This is a genomic window from Mesorhizobium sp. WSM4906 (assembly GCF_029674625.1).
Classification (GTDB): Bacteria; Pseudomonadota; Alphaproteobacteria; order Rhizobiales; family Rhizobiaceae; genus Mesorhizobium.
Map to the genome: position 1 here is coordinate 3,577,621 of NZ_CP121355.1, position 15,317 is coordinate 3,592,937.

At 63.9% G+C, this 15,317-nt stretch carries 13 protein-coding genes; all 13 read left to right on the forward strand.

Translation table 11 applies throughout. The features are described from left to right. Positions 1–8: 8 nt before the first annotated feature. Positions 9–1,199 (forward strand): NADH-quinone oxidoreductase subunit D, encoded by a 1,191-nt coding sequence (locus QAZ22_RS17010; RefSeq protein ID WP_278201907.1) that lies wholly within the window; start codon positions 9–11, stop codon positions 1,197–1,199. Then, entirely contained in the window at positions 1,200–2,507 is a 1,308-nt protein-coding gene (locus QAZ22_RS17015; protein ID WP_278201908.1) for an NADH-quinone oxidoreductase subunit E, read from the forward strand. It begins immediately after the preceding gene. Positions 2,508–2,517: 10 nt separating this feature from the next. Continuing rightward, positions 2,518–3,822 (forward strand): NADH-quinone oxidoreductase subunit NuoF, encoded by a 1,305-nt coding sequence (gene nuoF, locus QAZ22_RS17020; RefSeq protein WP_278201909.1) that lies wholly within the window; start codon positions 2,518–2,520, stop codon positions 3,820–3,822. A 76-nt stretch (positions 3,823–3,898) separates the two neighbouring features. Beyond that, entirely contained in the window at positions 3,899–4,579 is a 681-nt protein-coding gene (locus QAZ22_RS17025) for an NADH-ubiquinone dehydrogenase (RefSeq protein ID WP_278201911.1), read from the forward strand. Positions 4,580–4,656: 77 nt separating this feature from the next. Beyond that, positions 4,657–6,738, forward strand: a complete 2,082-nt coding sequence (gene nuoG, locus QAZ22_RS17030; RefSeq protein WP_278201913.1) for an NADH-quinone oxidoreductase subunit NuoG — start codon at positions 4,657–4,659, stop codon at positions 6,736–6,738. Positions 6,739–6,740: 2 nt separating this feature from the next. Then, complete coding sequence (gene nuoH / locus QAZ22_RS17035) at positions 6,741–7,784, forward strand: NADH-quinone oxidoreductase subunit NuoH (protein ID WP_278201914.1); 1,044 nt, start codon at positions 6,741–6,743, stop codon at positions 7,782–7,784. Next, the gene (gene nuoI / locus QAZ22_RS17040) at positions 7,784–8,275 is read left to right on the forward strand and encodes an NADH-quinone oxidoreductase subunit NuoI (protein ID WP_278201916.1); all 492 of its coding nucleotides are present in this window, start codon (positions 7,784–7,786) and stop codon (positions 8,273–8,275) included. Before nuoH ends, nuoI begins: the two co-directional genes overlap by 1 nt. Positions 8,276–8,577: 302 nt before the next feature. Further along, positions 8,578–9,198: an NADH-quinone oxidoreductase subunit J gene (locus QAZ22_RS17045; RefSeq protein ID WP_278072859.1), complete on the forward strand. Its 621-nt coding sequence runs from the start codon at positions 8,578–8,580 to the stop codon at positions 9,196–9,198. A 1-nt stretch (position 9,199) separates the two neighbouring features. Further along, the gene (gene nuoK, locus QAZ22_RS17050) at positions 9,200–9,508 is read left to right on the forward strand and encodes an NADH-quinone oxidoreductase subunit NuoK (protein WP_126099550.1); all 309 of its coding nucleotides are present in this window, start codon (positions 9,200–9,202) and stop codon (positions 9,506–9,508) included. A gap of 11 nt (positions 9,509–9,519) precedes the next feature. Next, complete coding sequence (gene nuoL, locus QAZ22_RS17055; RefSeq protein ID WP_278201918.1) at positions 9,520–11,493, forward strand: NADH-quinone oxidoreductase subunit L; 1,974 nt, start codon at positions 9,520–9,522, stop codon at positions 11,491–11,493. Then, on the forward strand, positions 11,493–12,998 hold the full coding sequence (locus tag QAZ22_RS17060) for an NADH-quinone oxidoreductase subunit M (protein WP_278201919.1): 1,506 nt from the start codon (positions 11,493–11,495) through the stop codon (positions 12,996–12,998). Before nuoL ends, QAZ22_RS17060 begins: the two co-directional genes overlap by 1 nt. Positions 12,999–13,011: 13 nt before the next feature. Then, complete coding sequence (nuoN, locus tag QAZ22_RS17065; RefSeq protein ID WP_278201920.1) at positions 13,012–14,448, forward strand: NADH-quinone oxidoreductase subunit NuoN; 1,437 nt, start codon at positions 13,012–13,014, stop codon at positions 14,446–14,448. A 4-nt stretch (positions 14,449–14,452) separates the two neighbouring features. After that, complete coding sequence (locus QAZ22_RS17070) at positions 14,453–15,274, forward strand: biotin--[acetyl-CoA-carboxylase] ligase (protein WP_278201921.1); 822 nt, start codon at positions 14,453–14,455, stop codon at positions 15,272–15,274. Positions 15,275–15,317 lie beyond the last annotated feature (43 nt).

Here is a 15,317-nt window from a genome sequence, read left to right on the forward strand (position 1 = left end):
GCGCCAGAATGGCTGAGACCTCCGTCCGCAATTTCAACATTAACTTTGGGCCTCAACACCCTGCAGCGCACGGTGTTTTGCGGTTGGTTCTTGAGCTCGACGGCGAGGTTGTCGACCGCGTCGATCCGCATATCGGCCTGCTCCATCGCGGCACCGAGAAGCTGATCGAGGCCAAGACCTACCTGCAGGCCGTGCCCTACCTCGACCGGCTCGACTATTGCGCGCCGATGAACCAGGAGCATGCCTTCGCTTTGGCCGCCGAGCGGCTGCTCGGTATCGAGGTGCCGAAGCGCGGCCAGCTGATCCGCGTGCTCTATTCCGAAATGGGCCGCATCATGTCGCACATCCTCAATGTGACGACGCAGGCGATGGACGTCGGAGCGCTCACCCCGCCGCTATGGGGCTTCGTCGAACGCGAAAAGCTGATGGTGTTCTACGAGCGCGCCTCCGGCTCGCGCATGCATGCGGCCTATTTCCGGCCGGGCGGCGTGCACCAGGACCTGCCGCAGAAGCTGATCGAGGATATCGGCAAGTGGATCGACCCGTTCCTGAAGTCGATCGACGACCTCGACGCGCTGCTCACGCCCAACCGCATCTTCAAGCAGCGCAATGTCGATATCGGCACGGTGTCGCTGGCCGACGCCTGGGCCTGGGGTTTTTCCGGCGTGATGGTGCGCGGCTCGGGCGCTGCCTGGGACCTGCGCAAGGCGCAGCCCTATGAATGCTATTCCGAGATGGATTTCGACATCCCGGTCGGCAAGAACGGCGACTGCTTCGACCGCTATCTCGTGCGCATGGAAGAGATGCGCCAGTCGGCGAAGATCATGCGCCAATGCGTCGATCTGCTGCTCGGCAAGGAGAGCAGCGGCCCGGTGTCGAACCTCGACGGCAAGGTGGTGCCGCCGAAGCGCGCGGCGATGAAGCGCTCGATGGAAGCGCTGATCCATCACTTCAAGCTCTATACCGAGGGCTACCGCGTGCCGGCCGGCGAGGTCTATGCGGCCGTCGAGGCGCCGAAAGGCGAGTTCGGCGTCTATCTCGTCTCCGACGGCACCAACAAGCCCTATCGCTGCAAGCTGCGGGCGCCAGGCTTCGCGCATCTGCAGGCCATGGATTTCCTGTGCCGCGGCCACATGCTGGCCGACGTCACCGCCGTTCTTGGCTCCCTCGACATCGTGTTTGGTGAGGTCGATCGCTAAATGTCAGTCCGCCGTCTCGCAGAAGCCAGCGTCCAGCCAGCGTCCTTCACCTTCAACAAGGAGAATGCGGCGGCGGCCAAGCAGTGGATCGCCAAATATCCCAAGGGACGCGAGCAATCAGCCATCATCCCCTTGTTGATGCTGGCGCAGGAACAGGAAGGCTGGGTCACCAAGGCGGCGATCGAGACGATCTCCGACATGCTCGGCATGCCGCGCATCCGCGGCCTCGAGGTCGCGACCTTCTACACGCAGTACCAGCTCAATCCGGTCGGCACCCGCGCCCATATCCAGGTCTGCGGCACAACGCCCTGCATGCTGCGCGGCTCCGAAGCACTGATGGATGTCTGCCGGTCGAAGATCCATCACGATCAGTTCCACACCAACGAAAAGGGCACACTGTCGTGGGAGGAGGTCGAATGCCTCGGCGCCTGTGTCAACGCGCCGATGGTCATGATCTTCAAGGACACGTTCGAGGACCTGACGCCGGAACGCCTCGCCGAGATCATCGATCTCTATGAAGCGGGCAAGGGCGCGGAAGTTAAGCCGGGTCCGCAGAACGGCCGTACCGGCTCCGAGCCTGCGTCCGGACTGACGACACTGAAGAGCGAGAAGGCGATCCTGAAGTCGACCCGCGACAAGGAAGCCAAGGCAGCGGCGAAGGCGGCCAAGGAGGCTGCGGCCTCGGCGCCGGCTGCCGCGCCGGCCGCCGTCGTCTCGCAGACACCTGCGGCGCCGGCGCCCTCGGCTCCGGTCGGGCCATCGAAATCCAGCAAGCCGAAGACCGATGCGCCCGAAACCAGTCCGGCGTTGACGACGCCGTCGCCGGTCAAGGTTTCGCCCGCCACAGAGAAGGCTGCCAGTGTCAGGGCACCGCGCCACTCCGCCGCCAATGCCAACCAGGCTGATCCGGAAGTCGAAGGGGTTTCGAAGCCGCGCAGCGGGCCGGCGATCAAGGCCGAACCGGCTTCCGCCTTCAAGTCACCCGAAACCAAGCAGCCCGCCGCCAAGGCGGCTAAGCCCTCGCTTGAGGACAAGAACCGCCCGGCCGGCATCGAGCGGCCGGCAGCGGTCGACGATCTGAAGCTGATTTCCGGCGTCGGTCCGAAGATCGAGGGCACCTTGCATTCGCTCGGCATCTACACTTTCGCGCAGGTTGCCTCGTGGAAGAAGGCCGAGCGCGAATGGGTCGACGGCTATCTCAATTTCCGCGGCCGCATCGAGCGCGACGACTGGGTGAAGCAGGCCAAGGCGCTCGCCAAGGGCGGCGTCGCCGAATACATCCGCGTCTTCGGCAAGAAGCCGGTCTGAGGGACGAGAAATGCTCCAGGACAAAGACCGCATCTTCACCAACATCTACGGCCTCTTCGACAAGTCGCTGGCCGGAGCGCAGGCGCGCGGCATCTGGGACGACACGCCCGGCCTCATCGCCAAGGGGCGCGACTGGATCATCAACGAGATGAAGGCGAGCGGCCTGCGCGGCCGCGGCGGCGCCGGTTTCCCGACCGGCCTGAAATGGTCGTTCATGCCCAAGCAAAGCGACGGCAGGCCGGCCTATCTGGTCATCAACGCCGACGAATCCGAGCCGGGCACCTGCAAGGACCGCGACATTCTGCGCAACGATCCGCATACGCTGGTCGAGGGCGCGCTGGTCGCCGGCTTCGCCATGGGTGCGGTCGCCGCTTATATCTATGTGCGCGGCGAGTTCATTCGCGAGCGCGAGGCGCTGCAGCGGGCCATCGACGAGGCCTATGCGGCGAAGCTCATCGGCAAGAACAACACGTCCGGCTACGACTTCGACGTCTACATGCACCATGGCGCCGGCGCCTATATCTGCGGCGAGGAGACGGCGCTGCTCGAAAGCCTGGAAGGCAAGAAGGGCCAGCCGCGGCTGAAGCCGCCATTCCCGGCCAATGTTGGCCTCTATGGCTGCCCGACCACGGTCAACAACGTCGAATCGATCGCCGTGGCGCCGACCATCCTGCGCCGGGGTGCCGCCTGGTTCTCGTCCTTCGGCCGGCCGAACAATGCCGGCACCAAGCTGTTTTGCGTCTCCGGCCACGTCAACAACCCGTGCACCGTCGAAGAGGCGATGTCGATCCCGTTCCGCGAGCTGATCGAGACGCATTGCGGCGGCATTCGCGGCGGCTGGGACAATCTGCTGGCGGTCATACCCGGCGGCGCCTCGGTGCCGTTGGTGCCGGCCGAGCAGATCATGGACGCGCCGATGGATTTCGACGCGCTGCGCGATCTCAAATCCGGCCTCGGCACGGCGGCCGTCATCGTCATGGACAAGTCGACCGATATCGTGAAGGCGATCGCCAGGCTTTCCTACTTCTACAAACATGAGAGCTGCGGCCAGTGCACGCCGTGCCGCGAAGGCACCGGCTGGATGTGGCGTGTGATGGAGCGGCTGGTGCGCGGCGAAGCGCAGAAGCGCGAGATCGACATGCTGCTCGACGTCACCAAGCAGGTCGAGGGCCACACGATTTGCGCGCTGGGCGACGCGGCGGCCTGGCCGATCCAGGGCCTGATGCGGCACTTCCGCGGCGAGGTGGAACGCCGCATCGACGAGTTTTCGCGCAACGCGCACCGGGTCGAGCCGGTGATGGCGGCGGCGGAATAGTATTTGTGAAGACGGGCAATTGCCCGGGACGGAAAAGCAGGGGCGGGGCGTACGAAGAAACGACCAGGAGATGTCTATGGCGCCGTATTCGATAGCCTACCCGTTGATGCCTTATTGGGACCAACTCGAGAAGATGAACCAGGACCTGACAAAGATGATGCCGAGGGAGATGGCCAGCGCCGTCAATCTCATGGCGCATCCCGTCGCGGGCGCGGCCGCGATGTCGGCGCTGGGCATCGGATTTGCCAACCAGGCCCTCGGCGTATGGATGGGTGCGCTCTCCGGCGCGGTCGAAGCCTCACAGCGCATGTTCCAGCCGTTCCTCGATGATCTCGAGGCGCGGACCGCAGCCGCCAACAATTCGTCCAAGGCGCGCAAGGCGACCGAGACGCTGATCGCCGAGGCGCAGACCTTTGCCAGGGACATGACCGACATCGCGGCCAACGCCACCGAGAAGGCGCTCGACACGGCAGGTGCCGACACGGTTGCCGGAACGGCCGCGACCGGGCTGATGCCGGAGGATTTCAGGCAGCCCAAGGCGATCGACAAGCCGGGGAAGCCTTCCGACCTGAAGGCGATTTCGGGCATCGGGCCGAAGCTCGAGAAGGTGCTGAACGGTCTTGGCATCTGGACTTATGGCCAGATCGCTGCCTGGACGTCGGAAGAGATCGCCTGGGTCGAGGATTACCTGTCGCTTGCCGGCCGCATCGGCCGCGACGACTGGACCGGTCAGGCGGCGGCGCTGGCCGCCAAGTAGCGAGATGAAATGCCGGGCGCGGCATCAGCTGCGCCCGGAAAGAGAGATTGCGGGAAATCCGCGAGGGTTTGAGGCGAATGGCAAAGCTCAAGGTCGACGGGAAAGAGATCACGGTACCCGACCACTACACGCTGCTGCAGGCGGCCGAGGACGCCGGCGCGGAAGTGCCGCGCTTCTGCTTCCACGAGCGGCTGTCGATCGCCGGCAATTGCCGCATGTGCCTGATCGAGGTGAAGGGCGGCCCACCCAAGCCGCAGGCCTCCTGCGCCATGGGCGTGCGCGACCTGCGCCCCGGTCCGAATGGCGAGCCGCCGGAGATCTTCACCAACACGCCGATGGTCAAGAAGGCCCGCGAAGGCGTGATGGAGTTCCTGCTGATCAACCATCCGCTGGATTGCCCGATCTGCGACCAGGGCGGCGAGTGCGACCTGCAGGACCAGGCGATGGCTTTCGGCGTCGATTCCTCGCGCTATCACGAGAACAAGCGCGCGGTGGAAGACAAGTATATCGGCCCGCTGGTCAAGACGGTGATGAACCGCTGCATCCATTGCACGCGCTGCGTCCGCTTCACCACCGAGGTCGCCGGCATTTCCGAGCTCGGCCTGATTGGCCGCGGCGAGGATGCCGAGATCACCACCTATCTCGAACAGGCGATGACGTCGGAATTGCAGGGCAACGTTATCGACCTCTGCCCGGTCGGCGCACTGACCTCCAAGCCGTTCGCCTTCCAGGCGCGGCCGTGGGAACTGACCAAGACGGAATCGATCGACGTCATGGATGCCGTCGGCTCGGCGATCCGCGTCGATTCCAGAGGCCGTGAAGTGATGCGCATCCTGCCGCGCGTCAACGAGGCGGTGAACGAGGAGTGGATCTCCGACAAGACCCGTTTCATCTGGGACGGTCTGCGCACACAGCGCCTCGATCGCCCCTATGTGCGTAAGGATGGCAAGCTCGCTCCGGCAAGCTGGGCGGAAGCTTTCGCGGCGATCAAGGACGAGGTGTCGAAGACCGCACCCGAGCGCATCGGCGCCATTGCCGGCGACCTCACCGCGGTCGAGGAGATCTATGCGCTCAAGCTTCTGATGGCGGCGCTCGGCTCCAAGAACATCGACTGCCGCCAGGACGGTGCTGCGCTCGATCCGTCGCTCGGCCGCGCCAGCTACATCTTCAATCCGACCATCGAAGGCATCGAGCAGGCCGATGCGGTGCTGATCGTCGGCGCCAATCCGCGCTTCGAGGCCTCGGTGCTCAACGCCCGTATCCGCAAGCGCTGGCGCGTCGGCAACCTGCCGGTCGGCGTCATCGGCGAGATCGGCGACACGCGCTATGACTACGAGCTCATCGGCGCCGGGCCAGAGTCCTTGAAGGACCTGGCCGACGGCAACGGCAAGTTCTTTGAGGTGCTGAAGAATGCAACTCATCCGCTGATCATCATCGGCCAGGGCGCCTTGGCGCGCTCGGACGGCGCGGCGGTGCTCGGCCAGGCGGCAAGGCTGGCGACGGCCGTCAATGCCGTCACGGCCGATTGGAACGGCTTTGCGGTGCTGCACAACGCTGCGGCCCGAGTCGGCGGGCTCGACGTCGGCTTCGTGCCGGGCGAGGGCGGCAAGAATGTCGCCGGCATGCTGGGCGAAACGGATCTCCTGTTCCTGCTTGGCGCCGACGAGATCGACATGGCCAAGACCGGCGGCGCCTTCGTCGTCTATATCGGCACGCATGGCGATGCCGGCGCGCACCGCGCCAACGTCATCCTGCCGGCTGCCGCCTACACCGAAAAGTCCGGCACCTATGTCAACACGGAAGGCCGCGTGCAGCAGACCAACCGCGCCGGCTTCGCCCCGGGCGAAGCGCGCGAGGACTGGGCGATTCTCAGGGCGCTGTCGGATGTGCTCGGCAAGAAACTGCCGTTCGATTCGCTGGCGCAGCTGCGTGCCAAGCTCTACGGCGAACATCCGCATCTCGCCCGCATCGACCAGGTTCTGGCCGGCAGCGCCGAAGACATCGCCAGGGCGGCGAAGCTCGGCGGACGCCTGAACAAGGGCACTTTCACTTCGCCGGTGAAGGATTTCTATCTGACCAACCCGATCGCGCGGGCCTCGGCCGTGATGGCTGAATGTTCGGCGCTGGCCAAGAGCGGCTTCAAGCAGGCGGCGGAATAAGCATGGATACCTTCTTCTCCTTCTACGTGCTGCCTGCGCTGCTGATCCTGTTGAAGTCGGTGGTGCTGATCGTCGTTCTTTTGATCTTCGTGGCCTATGTGCTTTACGCCGACCGCAAGATCTGGGCAGCAGTGCAGCTGCGCCGCGGCCCGAACGTCGTCGGCCCCTGGGGCACGCTGCAGGCCTTCGCCGACCTGTTGAAGTTCGTGTTCAAGGAGCCGGTGATCCCGTCCGGTGCCAACAAGGGCGTTTTCCTGCTGGCGCCGCTGGTCTCGGCGGTGCTCGCAATCTCGGCCTGGGCCGTCATTCCGGTCAGTCAGGGCTGGGCGATCGCCAACATCAATGTCGGCATCCTCTATGTCTTCGCCATCTCCTCGCTCGAGGTCTATGGCGTGATCATGGGCGGCTGGGCGTCCAATTCGAAATATCCGTTCCTCGGCGCGCTGCGCTCGGCCGCGCAGATGGTGTCCTACGAAGTCTCGATCGGCTTCGTCATCGTTACGGTGCTGCTCACCGTCGGTTCGCTCAACCTCTCCGACATCGTGCTCTCGCAGCAAGACGGCCTCGGCACCAGGCTCGGCATGCCCAACACGTTCCTCGACTGGCACTGGCTGTCGCTGTTCCCGATGTTCATCGTGTTCTTCATCTCGGCGCTGGCGGAGACGAACCGTCCGCCTTTCGATCTCGTCGAGGCGGAATCGGAACTGGTTGCCGGCCATATGGTTGAATATTCGTCGACGCCGTTCCTGCTCTTCTTCCTGGGCGAGTACGTCGCCGTCGTGCTGATGTGCGCGTTGGCTACCATCCTCTTCCTTGGCGGCTGGCTGCCACCGTTCGATTTCGCGCCTTTCACCTGGGTGCCGGGCTTGATCTGGTTCGTGCTCAAGGTCTGCCTGGTGTTCTTCATGTTCTCGATGGTGAAGGCGTTCGTGCCGCGCTACCGCTACGACCAGCTGATGCGACTGGGCTGGAAGGTCTTCCTGCCGATTTCGCTCTTCATGGTCGTCGCCACCGCGGCCTTCCTCAAGATCACGGGGTTTGCGTGATGTCCGCTCTGGCCCAAGCCGCAAAGGCGCTGCTGCTGAAGGATTTCGTCAGCGCCTTCTTCCTGTCGATGCGCCAGTTCGTGGCGCCGAAGGAGACGATCAACTATCCGCACGAGAAGGGGCCGCTGAGCCCACGCTTCCGTGGCGAACATGCGCTGCGCCGCTACCCCAACGGCGAGGAACGCTGCATCGCCTGCAAGCTCTGCGAAGCGATCTGCCCGGCGCAGGCGATCACCATCGAGGCCGGCCCGCGCCGCAACGACGGCACGCGCCGCACGGTGCGCTATGACATCGACATGGTGAAATGCATCTATTGCGGCTATTGCCAGGAAGCCTGCCCGGTCGACGCCATCGTCGAGGGGCCGAATTTCGAATTCGCGACCGAGACGCGCGAGGAGCTTTACTACAACAAGGAAAAGCTGCTCGCGAACGGCGATCGCTGGGAGCGGGAATTGGCGCGCAACATCGCGCTGGACGCGCCCTATCGCTGACATTTGACGCATGGACGGGGCGCAGGGGTCTCGTCCAGAGGATGATCCCGAAAAGTTGCGGACTTTTCGGACCAGATCATCCTCCAGAATAAGAATAAAAGAGGATGATCCCGAAAAGTTGCGGACTTTTCGGACCAGATCATCCTACGGAATGAAAGAGTGGCGCATGTTTCTTTCGATAGGGGTCTTTGAACCCGATCGGAACATGCGCTAGGAACACGCGGCTTCGCACCGGAGGCGGGACGAAGCCAGAGACAACGGAGAGGATGAATGTCCGATCCGACAGGAACCCGGGGGAACCCATGCTGAGTGGATTAGAGGCGGTCTTTTTCTACCTCTTCGCCTTTATTGCCGTGGCGTCGGCCTTCATGGTCATCTCGTCGCGCAACCCCGTGCATTCGGTGCTGTTCCTCATCCTCACCTTCTTCAATGCCGCCGGGCTGTTCCTGCTGACCGGCGCCGAGTTCCTGGCCCTGATCCTGCTCGTGGTCTATGTCGGCGCGGTGATGGTGCTGTTCCTGTTCGTCGTCATGATGCTCGATGTCGACTTCGCCGAGATGAAGCAGGGCGCGCTGCAATACGCGCCGATCGGCGCGCTGGTCGGGCTTATCCTGGCGGCTGAGCTGATCGTCGTGCTAGGCGGCTACAGCTTCGCGCCGCAGCTCGCCTCCACGGTCGCGAAGCAGACGCCTGATCTCGCCGCACGCTCGAATACGGCCGCGCTCGGCGACATCCTCTATACGGACTACCTCTATTACTTCCAGATCGCCGGCCTCGTGCTCCTGGTCGCCATGATCGGCGCCATCGTCCTGACGCTGCGCCACAAGGAAGGCGTCAAGCGGCAGTCAATCGCCGCTCAGGTCGGCCGCACGCCGGCCACGGGCATGGAAATCCGCAAGGTCAAGTCGGGCGAGGGTATCTGAGATGGTCGTCGGCATCGCGCATTATCTGACGGTTTCGGCGGTCCTGTTCACGCTCGGCGTGTTCGGCATCTTCTTGAACCGCCGCAACATCATCGTCATCCTCATGTCGATCGAGCTGATCCTGCTCGCGGTCAACATCAATTTCGTCGCCTTCTCGGCGGCACTGCATGACCTCGTCGGACAGGTCTTCGCCCTGTTCGTGCTGACGGTGGCCGCGGCCGAGGCCGCGATCGGACTTGCCATCCTTGTCGTCTTCTTCCGCAACCGCGGCTCGATCGCGGTCGAAGACGTGAACCAGATGAAGGGTTGACGGGAACCACCATGTACCAGGCCATCGTCTTCCTTCCGCTGCTCGGCTTCCTGATTGTCGGCCTGTTCGGCAATTCGCTCGGCGCCAAGGCATCCGAATACATAACCTCCGGCTTCCTGGTGATCTCGGGGGTGCTGTCGTGGATCGTCTTCTTCACCGTCGGCTTCGGCCATGGCGAGGTGTTCACCGTGCCGGTGCTGCGCTGGATCCAGGCCGGGGGCCTCGATGCCGCCTGGGCGCTGAGGATCGATACGCTCACGGTCGTGATGCTGGTCGTCGTCAACACGGTGTCGGCGCTGGTCCATATCTATTCGATCGGCTACATGCACCACGATCCGGACCGGCCGCGCTTCTTCGCCTACCTGTCGCTGTTCACCTTCGCGATGCTGATGCTGGTGACGGCCGACAACCTGGTGCAGATGTTCTTCGGCTGGGAAGGTGTCGGCCTCGCCTCCTACCTGCTGATCGGCTTCTGGTACAAGAAGCCGTCCGCCAACGCCGCCGCGATCAAGGCCTTCGTCGTCAACCGTGTCGGCGACTTCGGCTTCGCGCTCGGCATCTTCGGCGTTTTCGTGCTGTTCGGCTCGGTCAATCTCGGCACCGTCTTTGCCAATGCGGCCTCCTTCCTTCCGGCCGAAGGCGCGCCGGAAGGGGCCGCCGTGCTCACCTTCCTCGGCCATGCGCTCGACAAGCACACGGCGCTGACGGTGGTCTGCCTGTTGCTCTTCATGGGCGCCATGGGCAAGTCGGCGCAGGTGCCGCTGCACACCTGGCTGCCCGACGCCATGGAAGGCCCGACGCCGGTCTCGGCGCTGATCCATGCCGCGACCATGGTGACGGCCGGCGTGTTCATGCTGGCGAGGCTTTCGCCGCTGTTCGAGCTGTCGCATTCGGCGCTCACCGTCGTCACCTTCATCGGCGCCTTCACCGCCTTCTTCGCGGCGACTGTCGGTCTGGTCCAGAACGACATCAAGCGCGTCATCGCCTATTCGACCTGCTCGCAGCTCGGCTACATGTTCGTGGCGCTCGGCGTCGGCGCCTATGGCGCGGCGATCTTCCACCTGTTCACGCACGCCTTCTTCAAGGCGCTGCTCTTCCTCGGCTCGGGCTCGGTCATCCACGCCGTCTCCGACGAGCAGGACATGCGCAAGATGGGTGGATTGAGGACGCTCATCCCGAAGACCTACTGGATGATGGTGATCGGCACGCTGGCGCTGACCGGCGTCGGCATCCCGGCGACGGTGATCGGCACCGCCGGCTTCTTCTCGAAGGACGCCATCATCGCGACGTCCTTCGCCAGCCACAACGCGGTCGCGGGCTTCGCCTTCGTGCTGCTCGTGATCGCCGCCTGCTTCACCAGCTTCTATTCCTGGCGGCTGATCTTCATGACCTTCCACGGCGAGCCGCGCGCCAGCCACGAGGTCATGCACCACGTACATGAATCGCCGCCGGTGATGCTGGTGCCGCTCTATGTTCTGGCGGCCGGCGCGCTGTTTGCCGGCATCATCTTCCACGGCGCCTTCATCGGCGAGGGCTATGCCGAATTCTGGAAGGCGTCGCTGTTCACGCTGCCTGAGAACCAGATCCTGCACGAGATCCACGAACTGCCGCTGTGGGTGGAACTGGCGCCGTTCATCGCCATGCTGATCGGCCTGGCGGTCGCCTGGAAGTTCTACATCCGTTCGCCGGAACTGCCGCGAAGCGTCGCCGCCAACCATCGCCTGCTCTACGGCTTCCTGCTCAACAAGTGGTACTTCGACGAGCTCTACGACTTCCTGTTCGTGCGGCCGACGAAGCGCCTCGGCCGTTTCCTGTGGAAGACCGGTGACGGCGCCATCATCGACGGGCTTGGTCCCGATGGCATCTCGGCGCGCGTCGTCGACGTCACCAACCGCGTCGTCAAATTGCAGACCGGCTATCTCTACCACTATGCCTTCGCCATGCTGATCGGCGTGGCCGCTCTCGTCACCTGGATGATGCTCTGATGACCGACTGGCCAATCCTCTCGCTGGTCACCTTCCTGCCGCTGGTTGGTGTTCTGCTCATTCTGCCGATCAGCGACGACAGCGAAAACGCGCGGCGCAACATCCGCTCGATCGCCTTCATCACGACGGCCTTCACCTTCGTGGTCTCGCTGTTCATCTGGAAGGGCTTCGACAATTCGCAGGCCGGCTTCCAGTTCGTCGAGAAGCACGCCTGGCTGGATTCAGGCATTTCCTACCATATGGGCGTCGACGGCATCTCGATGCTGTTCGTCATCCTGACCACCTTCCTGATGCCGCTTAGCATCCTCGCCTCCTGGGAGGCGATCGAAAAGCGGGTCAAGGCCTATATGATCGCTTTCCTGATCCTCGAAACGCTGATGATCGGCGTGTTCTGCGCGCTCGACATCGTGCTCTTCTACGTCTTCTTCGAGGGCGGCCTGATCCCGATGTTCATCATCATCGGCGTGTGGGGCGGCAAGCGGCGCGTCTACGCCTCGTTCAAGTTCTTCCTCTATACGCTCGCCGGCTCGGTGCTGATGCTGCTCGCCATCATGGCGATGTTCTTCCAATCCGGCACGACCGACATCACCACGCTCTTGACGCACAATTTCCCGGCCAGCATGCAGACCTGGCTGTGGCTCGCCTTCTTCGCCTCCTTCGCAGTGAAGATGCCGATGTGGCCGGTGCATACCTGGCTGCCGGACGCGCATGTCGAGGCGCCGACCGCTGGCTCGGTCATCCTTGCCGCCATCCTGCTGAAGATGGGCGGATACGGCTTCCTGCGCTTCTCGCTGCCGATGTTCCCGCTGGCGTCGGAGACGTTCGCGCCGCTGATCTTCACGCTCTCCGTCGTCGCCATCATCTACACCTCGCTGGTGGCGCTGATGCAGGAGGACATGAAGAAGCTGATCGCCTATTCGTCGGTCGCCCATATGGGCTTTGTCACCATGGGCATCTTCGCGATGAACCAGGAGGGCGTGCAGGGCGCGATGTTCCAGATGCTCAGCCACGGCCTGGTCTCGGGCGCGCTGTTCCTGTGCGTCGGCGTCATCTACGACCGCATGCACACGCGCGAGATCGACGCTTATGGCGGTCTGGTCAACAACATGCCGAAATACGCCACCGTGTTCATGATCTTTACCATGGCCAATGTCGGCCTGCCTGGCACCAGCGGCTTCGTCGGCGAGTTCCTGACAATGCTCGGCGTGTTCCGGGTCAACACCTGGGTGGCCTTCTTCGCCGCCACCGGCGTGATCCTGTCGGCGGCTTACGCGCTCTGGCTCTACCGCCGCGTGATCTTCGGCGCGCTGACCAAGGAAAGCCTGAAGAACCTGCTCGACCTGTCGCCGCGCGAGAAGGCGATCATCTACCCGCTGGTGGTGCTGGTCATCTTCTTCGGCGTCTATCCGGCGCCGGTGTTCGACGCCACGGCGCAGTCGGTCAAGGCGCTCGTCACCAACGTCACCGCATCCATCAATTCCGCGCAGACCGCGGCGGCGAACTGACTGGGGAAACACCATGACGCCGGACCTTCTCTCCAGCCTTTCGCTCTCGACGCCGGAGCTTATCCTCGCCATCGGCGCGCTGGCGCTTCTGATGGTGGGCGCCTATTCGCGCTCCAACAACACGATGACGGTGACCGGGCTTGCGGTCGCGGTGCTTGTGATCGCCGGCTTGTGGCTGGCGTCCTCGGGCGGCGAGGGGGCTGCCTATGGCAGCGCCTTCGTTCAGGATTCCTTCGGCCGCTTCATGAAAATGCTGGCGCTGATCGGCTCGGCGGTGACGCTCGTCATGTCGATGCGTTTCGCCAGGCAGGAGCATTTCGACAAGTTCGAATATCCGGTGCTGATCGTGCTCTGCACGCTCGGCATGATGCTGATGATCTCTGCCAACGGCATGATCGGGCTCTATCTCGGCCTCGAGCTGCAGTCGCTGGCGATCTATGTGCTGGCGGCGATCAACCGAGACAATCTCCGCTCGACCGAAGCGGGCCTCAAATACTTCGTCCTCGGCGCGCTGTCGTCCGGCATGCTGCTCTACGGCATCAGCCTCGTCTACGGCTATACCGGCAACACCGGCTTCCACGAGATCGCGACAGCGCTGGGCGGCGGCGAGCGGCAGCTCGGCCTCGTCTTCGGCCTGGTCTTCGTGCTCGCCGGCCTCGCCTTCAAGATCTCCGCCGTGCCCTTCCACATGTGGACGCCGGACGTCTATGAGGGTGCGCCGACCCCGATCACCGCTTTCCTCGCCGCCGCGCCGAAGATGGCGGCGATGGCGCTGATCGTGCGCGTCACCATGGGCGCCTTCAAGCCGATCGCCGCCGACTGGCAGCAGATCGTCGTCTTCATCTCGATCGCCTCGATGGCGCTCGGCGCCTTCGCGGCGATCGGCCAGACCAACATCAAGCGGCTGATGGCCTATTCCTCGATCGGCCATATGGGCTACGCGCTGGTCGGCCTTGCCGCCAACAGCCAGGCCGGCGTGCGCGGCGTCGTCATCTACATGCTGATCTATCTGGTGATGACACTCGGCACCTTCGCCTTCATCCTCGCCATGCGGCGCAAGGAGGGCAATGTCGAGCAGATCGGCGATCTCGCCGGCCTTGCCTCGACCAACCCGATCATGTCCACCATTCTCACCATCCTGATGTTCTCGCTGGCCGGCATTCCGCCGCTCGCCGGGTTCTGGGGGAAGTGGTACGTGTTCCTCGCTGCCATCAACGCGCATCTCTACGCGCTGGCGATCATCGGCGTGCTGGCCTCTGTGGTGGGTGCCTATTATTACCTGCGCATCATCAAGATCATGTGGTTCGATGAGCCTGTCGGCGGCTTCGTGCCGATGGCCAGCGAATTGCGCCTCGTGCTCGGCGTCAGCGGCGCCTTCGTGCTGTTCTACGTGCTGATCGGCGGGCCGATCGGCAGCTATGCCGAAGCCGCCGCCAAGACCTTCTTCTGACAGGATGGCATTTCGGCTGGCTCCAACCGCGGCGTCGGAGGGGTTCCGGCTCGAGGCCCATGACAGTGTCGGCTCGACCAACGCGCTGGCGCTGGAGCATGCGCGCGCCGGCGATCCCGGCAAGCTATGGGTGGTCTCGAAGAAGCAGGAAAGCGGACGCGGCCGGCGCGGCCGCGCCTGGGCGACGCCCGAAGGCAACCTGGCGGCAACATTGCTCCTGGTTCCGGGCGGCGAGCTCAAGCTTGCCGCGACGCTCGGCTTCGTCGCGGGGCTTGCCCTGGCGGACGCGCTCGATGCCATCGTCCCGCGAGGCCGGATCGCCGTCGGCCTCGATGGTGCCAGCGAAGGGCGCAACCGCTTCGAGCTGAAATGGCCGAACGACGTGCTCGCCTCCGGCGCCAAGCTCGCCGGCATCCTGCTGGAATCGGCGATGCTCGAAGGCGGCCGCTTTGCGGTAGCCGTCGGCATCGGCGTCAATGTCGTGGCGTATCCGGAGGATTTGCCTTATCCGGCGACGTCGCTGCAGGCGCTGGGCGCCAATTGCGACGCCGAGATGCTGTTCCTGGCGCTTTCGGACGCCTGGAGCGAGAATTTCAGATTGTGGGACGACGGGCGCGGCCTCGCCGCGATCAGGAAGCGCTGGCTGGCGCGCGCCGCCGGGCTCGGCGGCGAGGTTGCCGTCAGAATTGACGGCAATGTGGTGCGCGGCGTCTTCGAGACCATTGACGAGGACTGCCGTTTCGTGATCCGCGACGATGACGGATCTGTTCTGACGATCGCGGCCGGCGACGTACATTTCGGCGCGGTCGCCTCGGCGCGGGTATAGTTTTGTTTTGCGCAATTTCGGACGGAAAATCGTGACACACTTT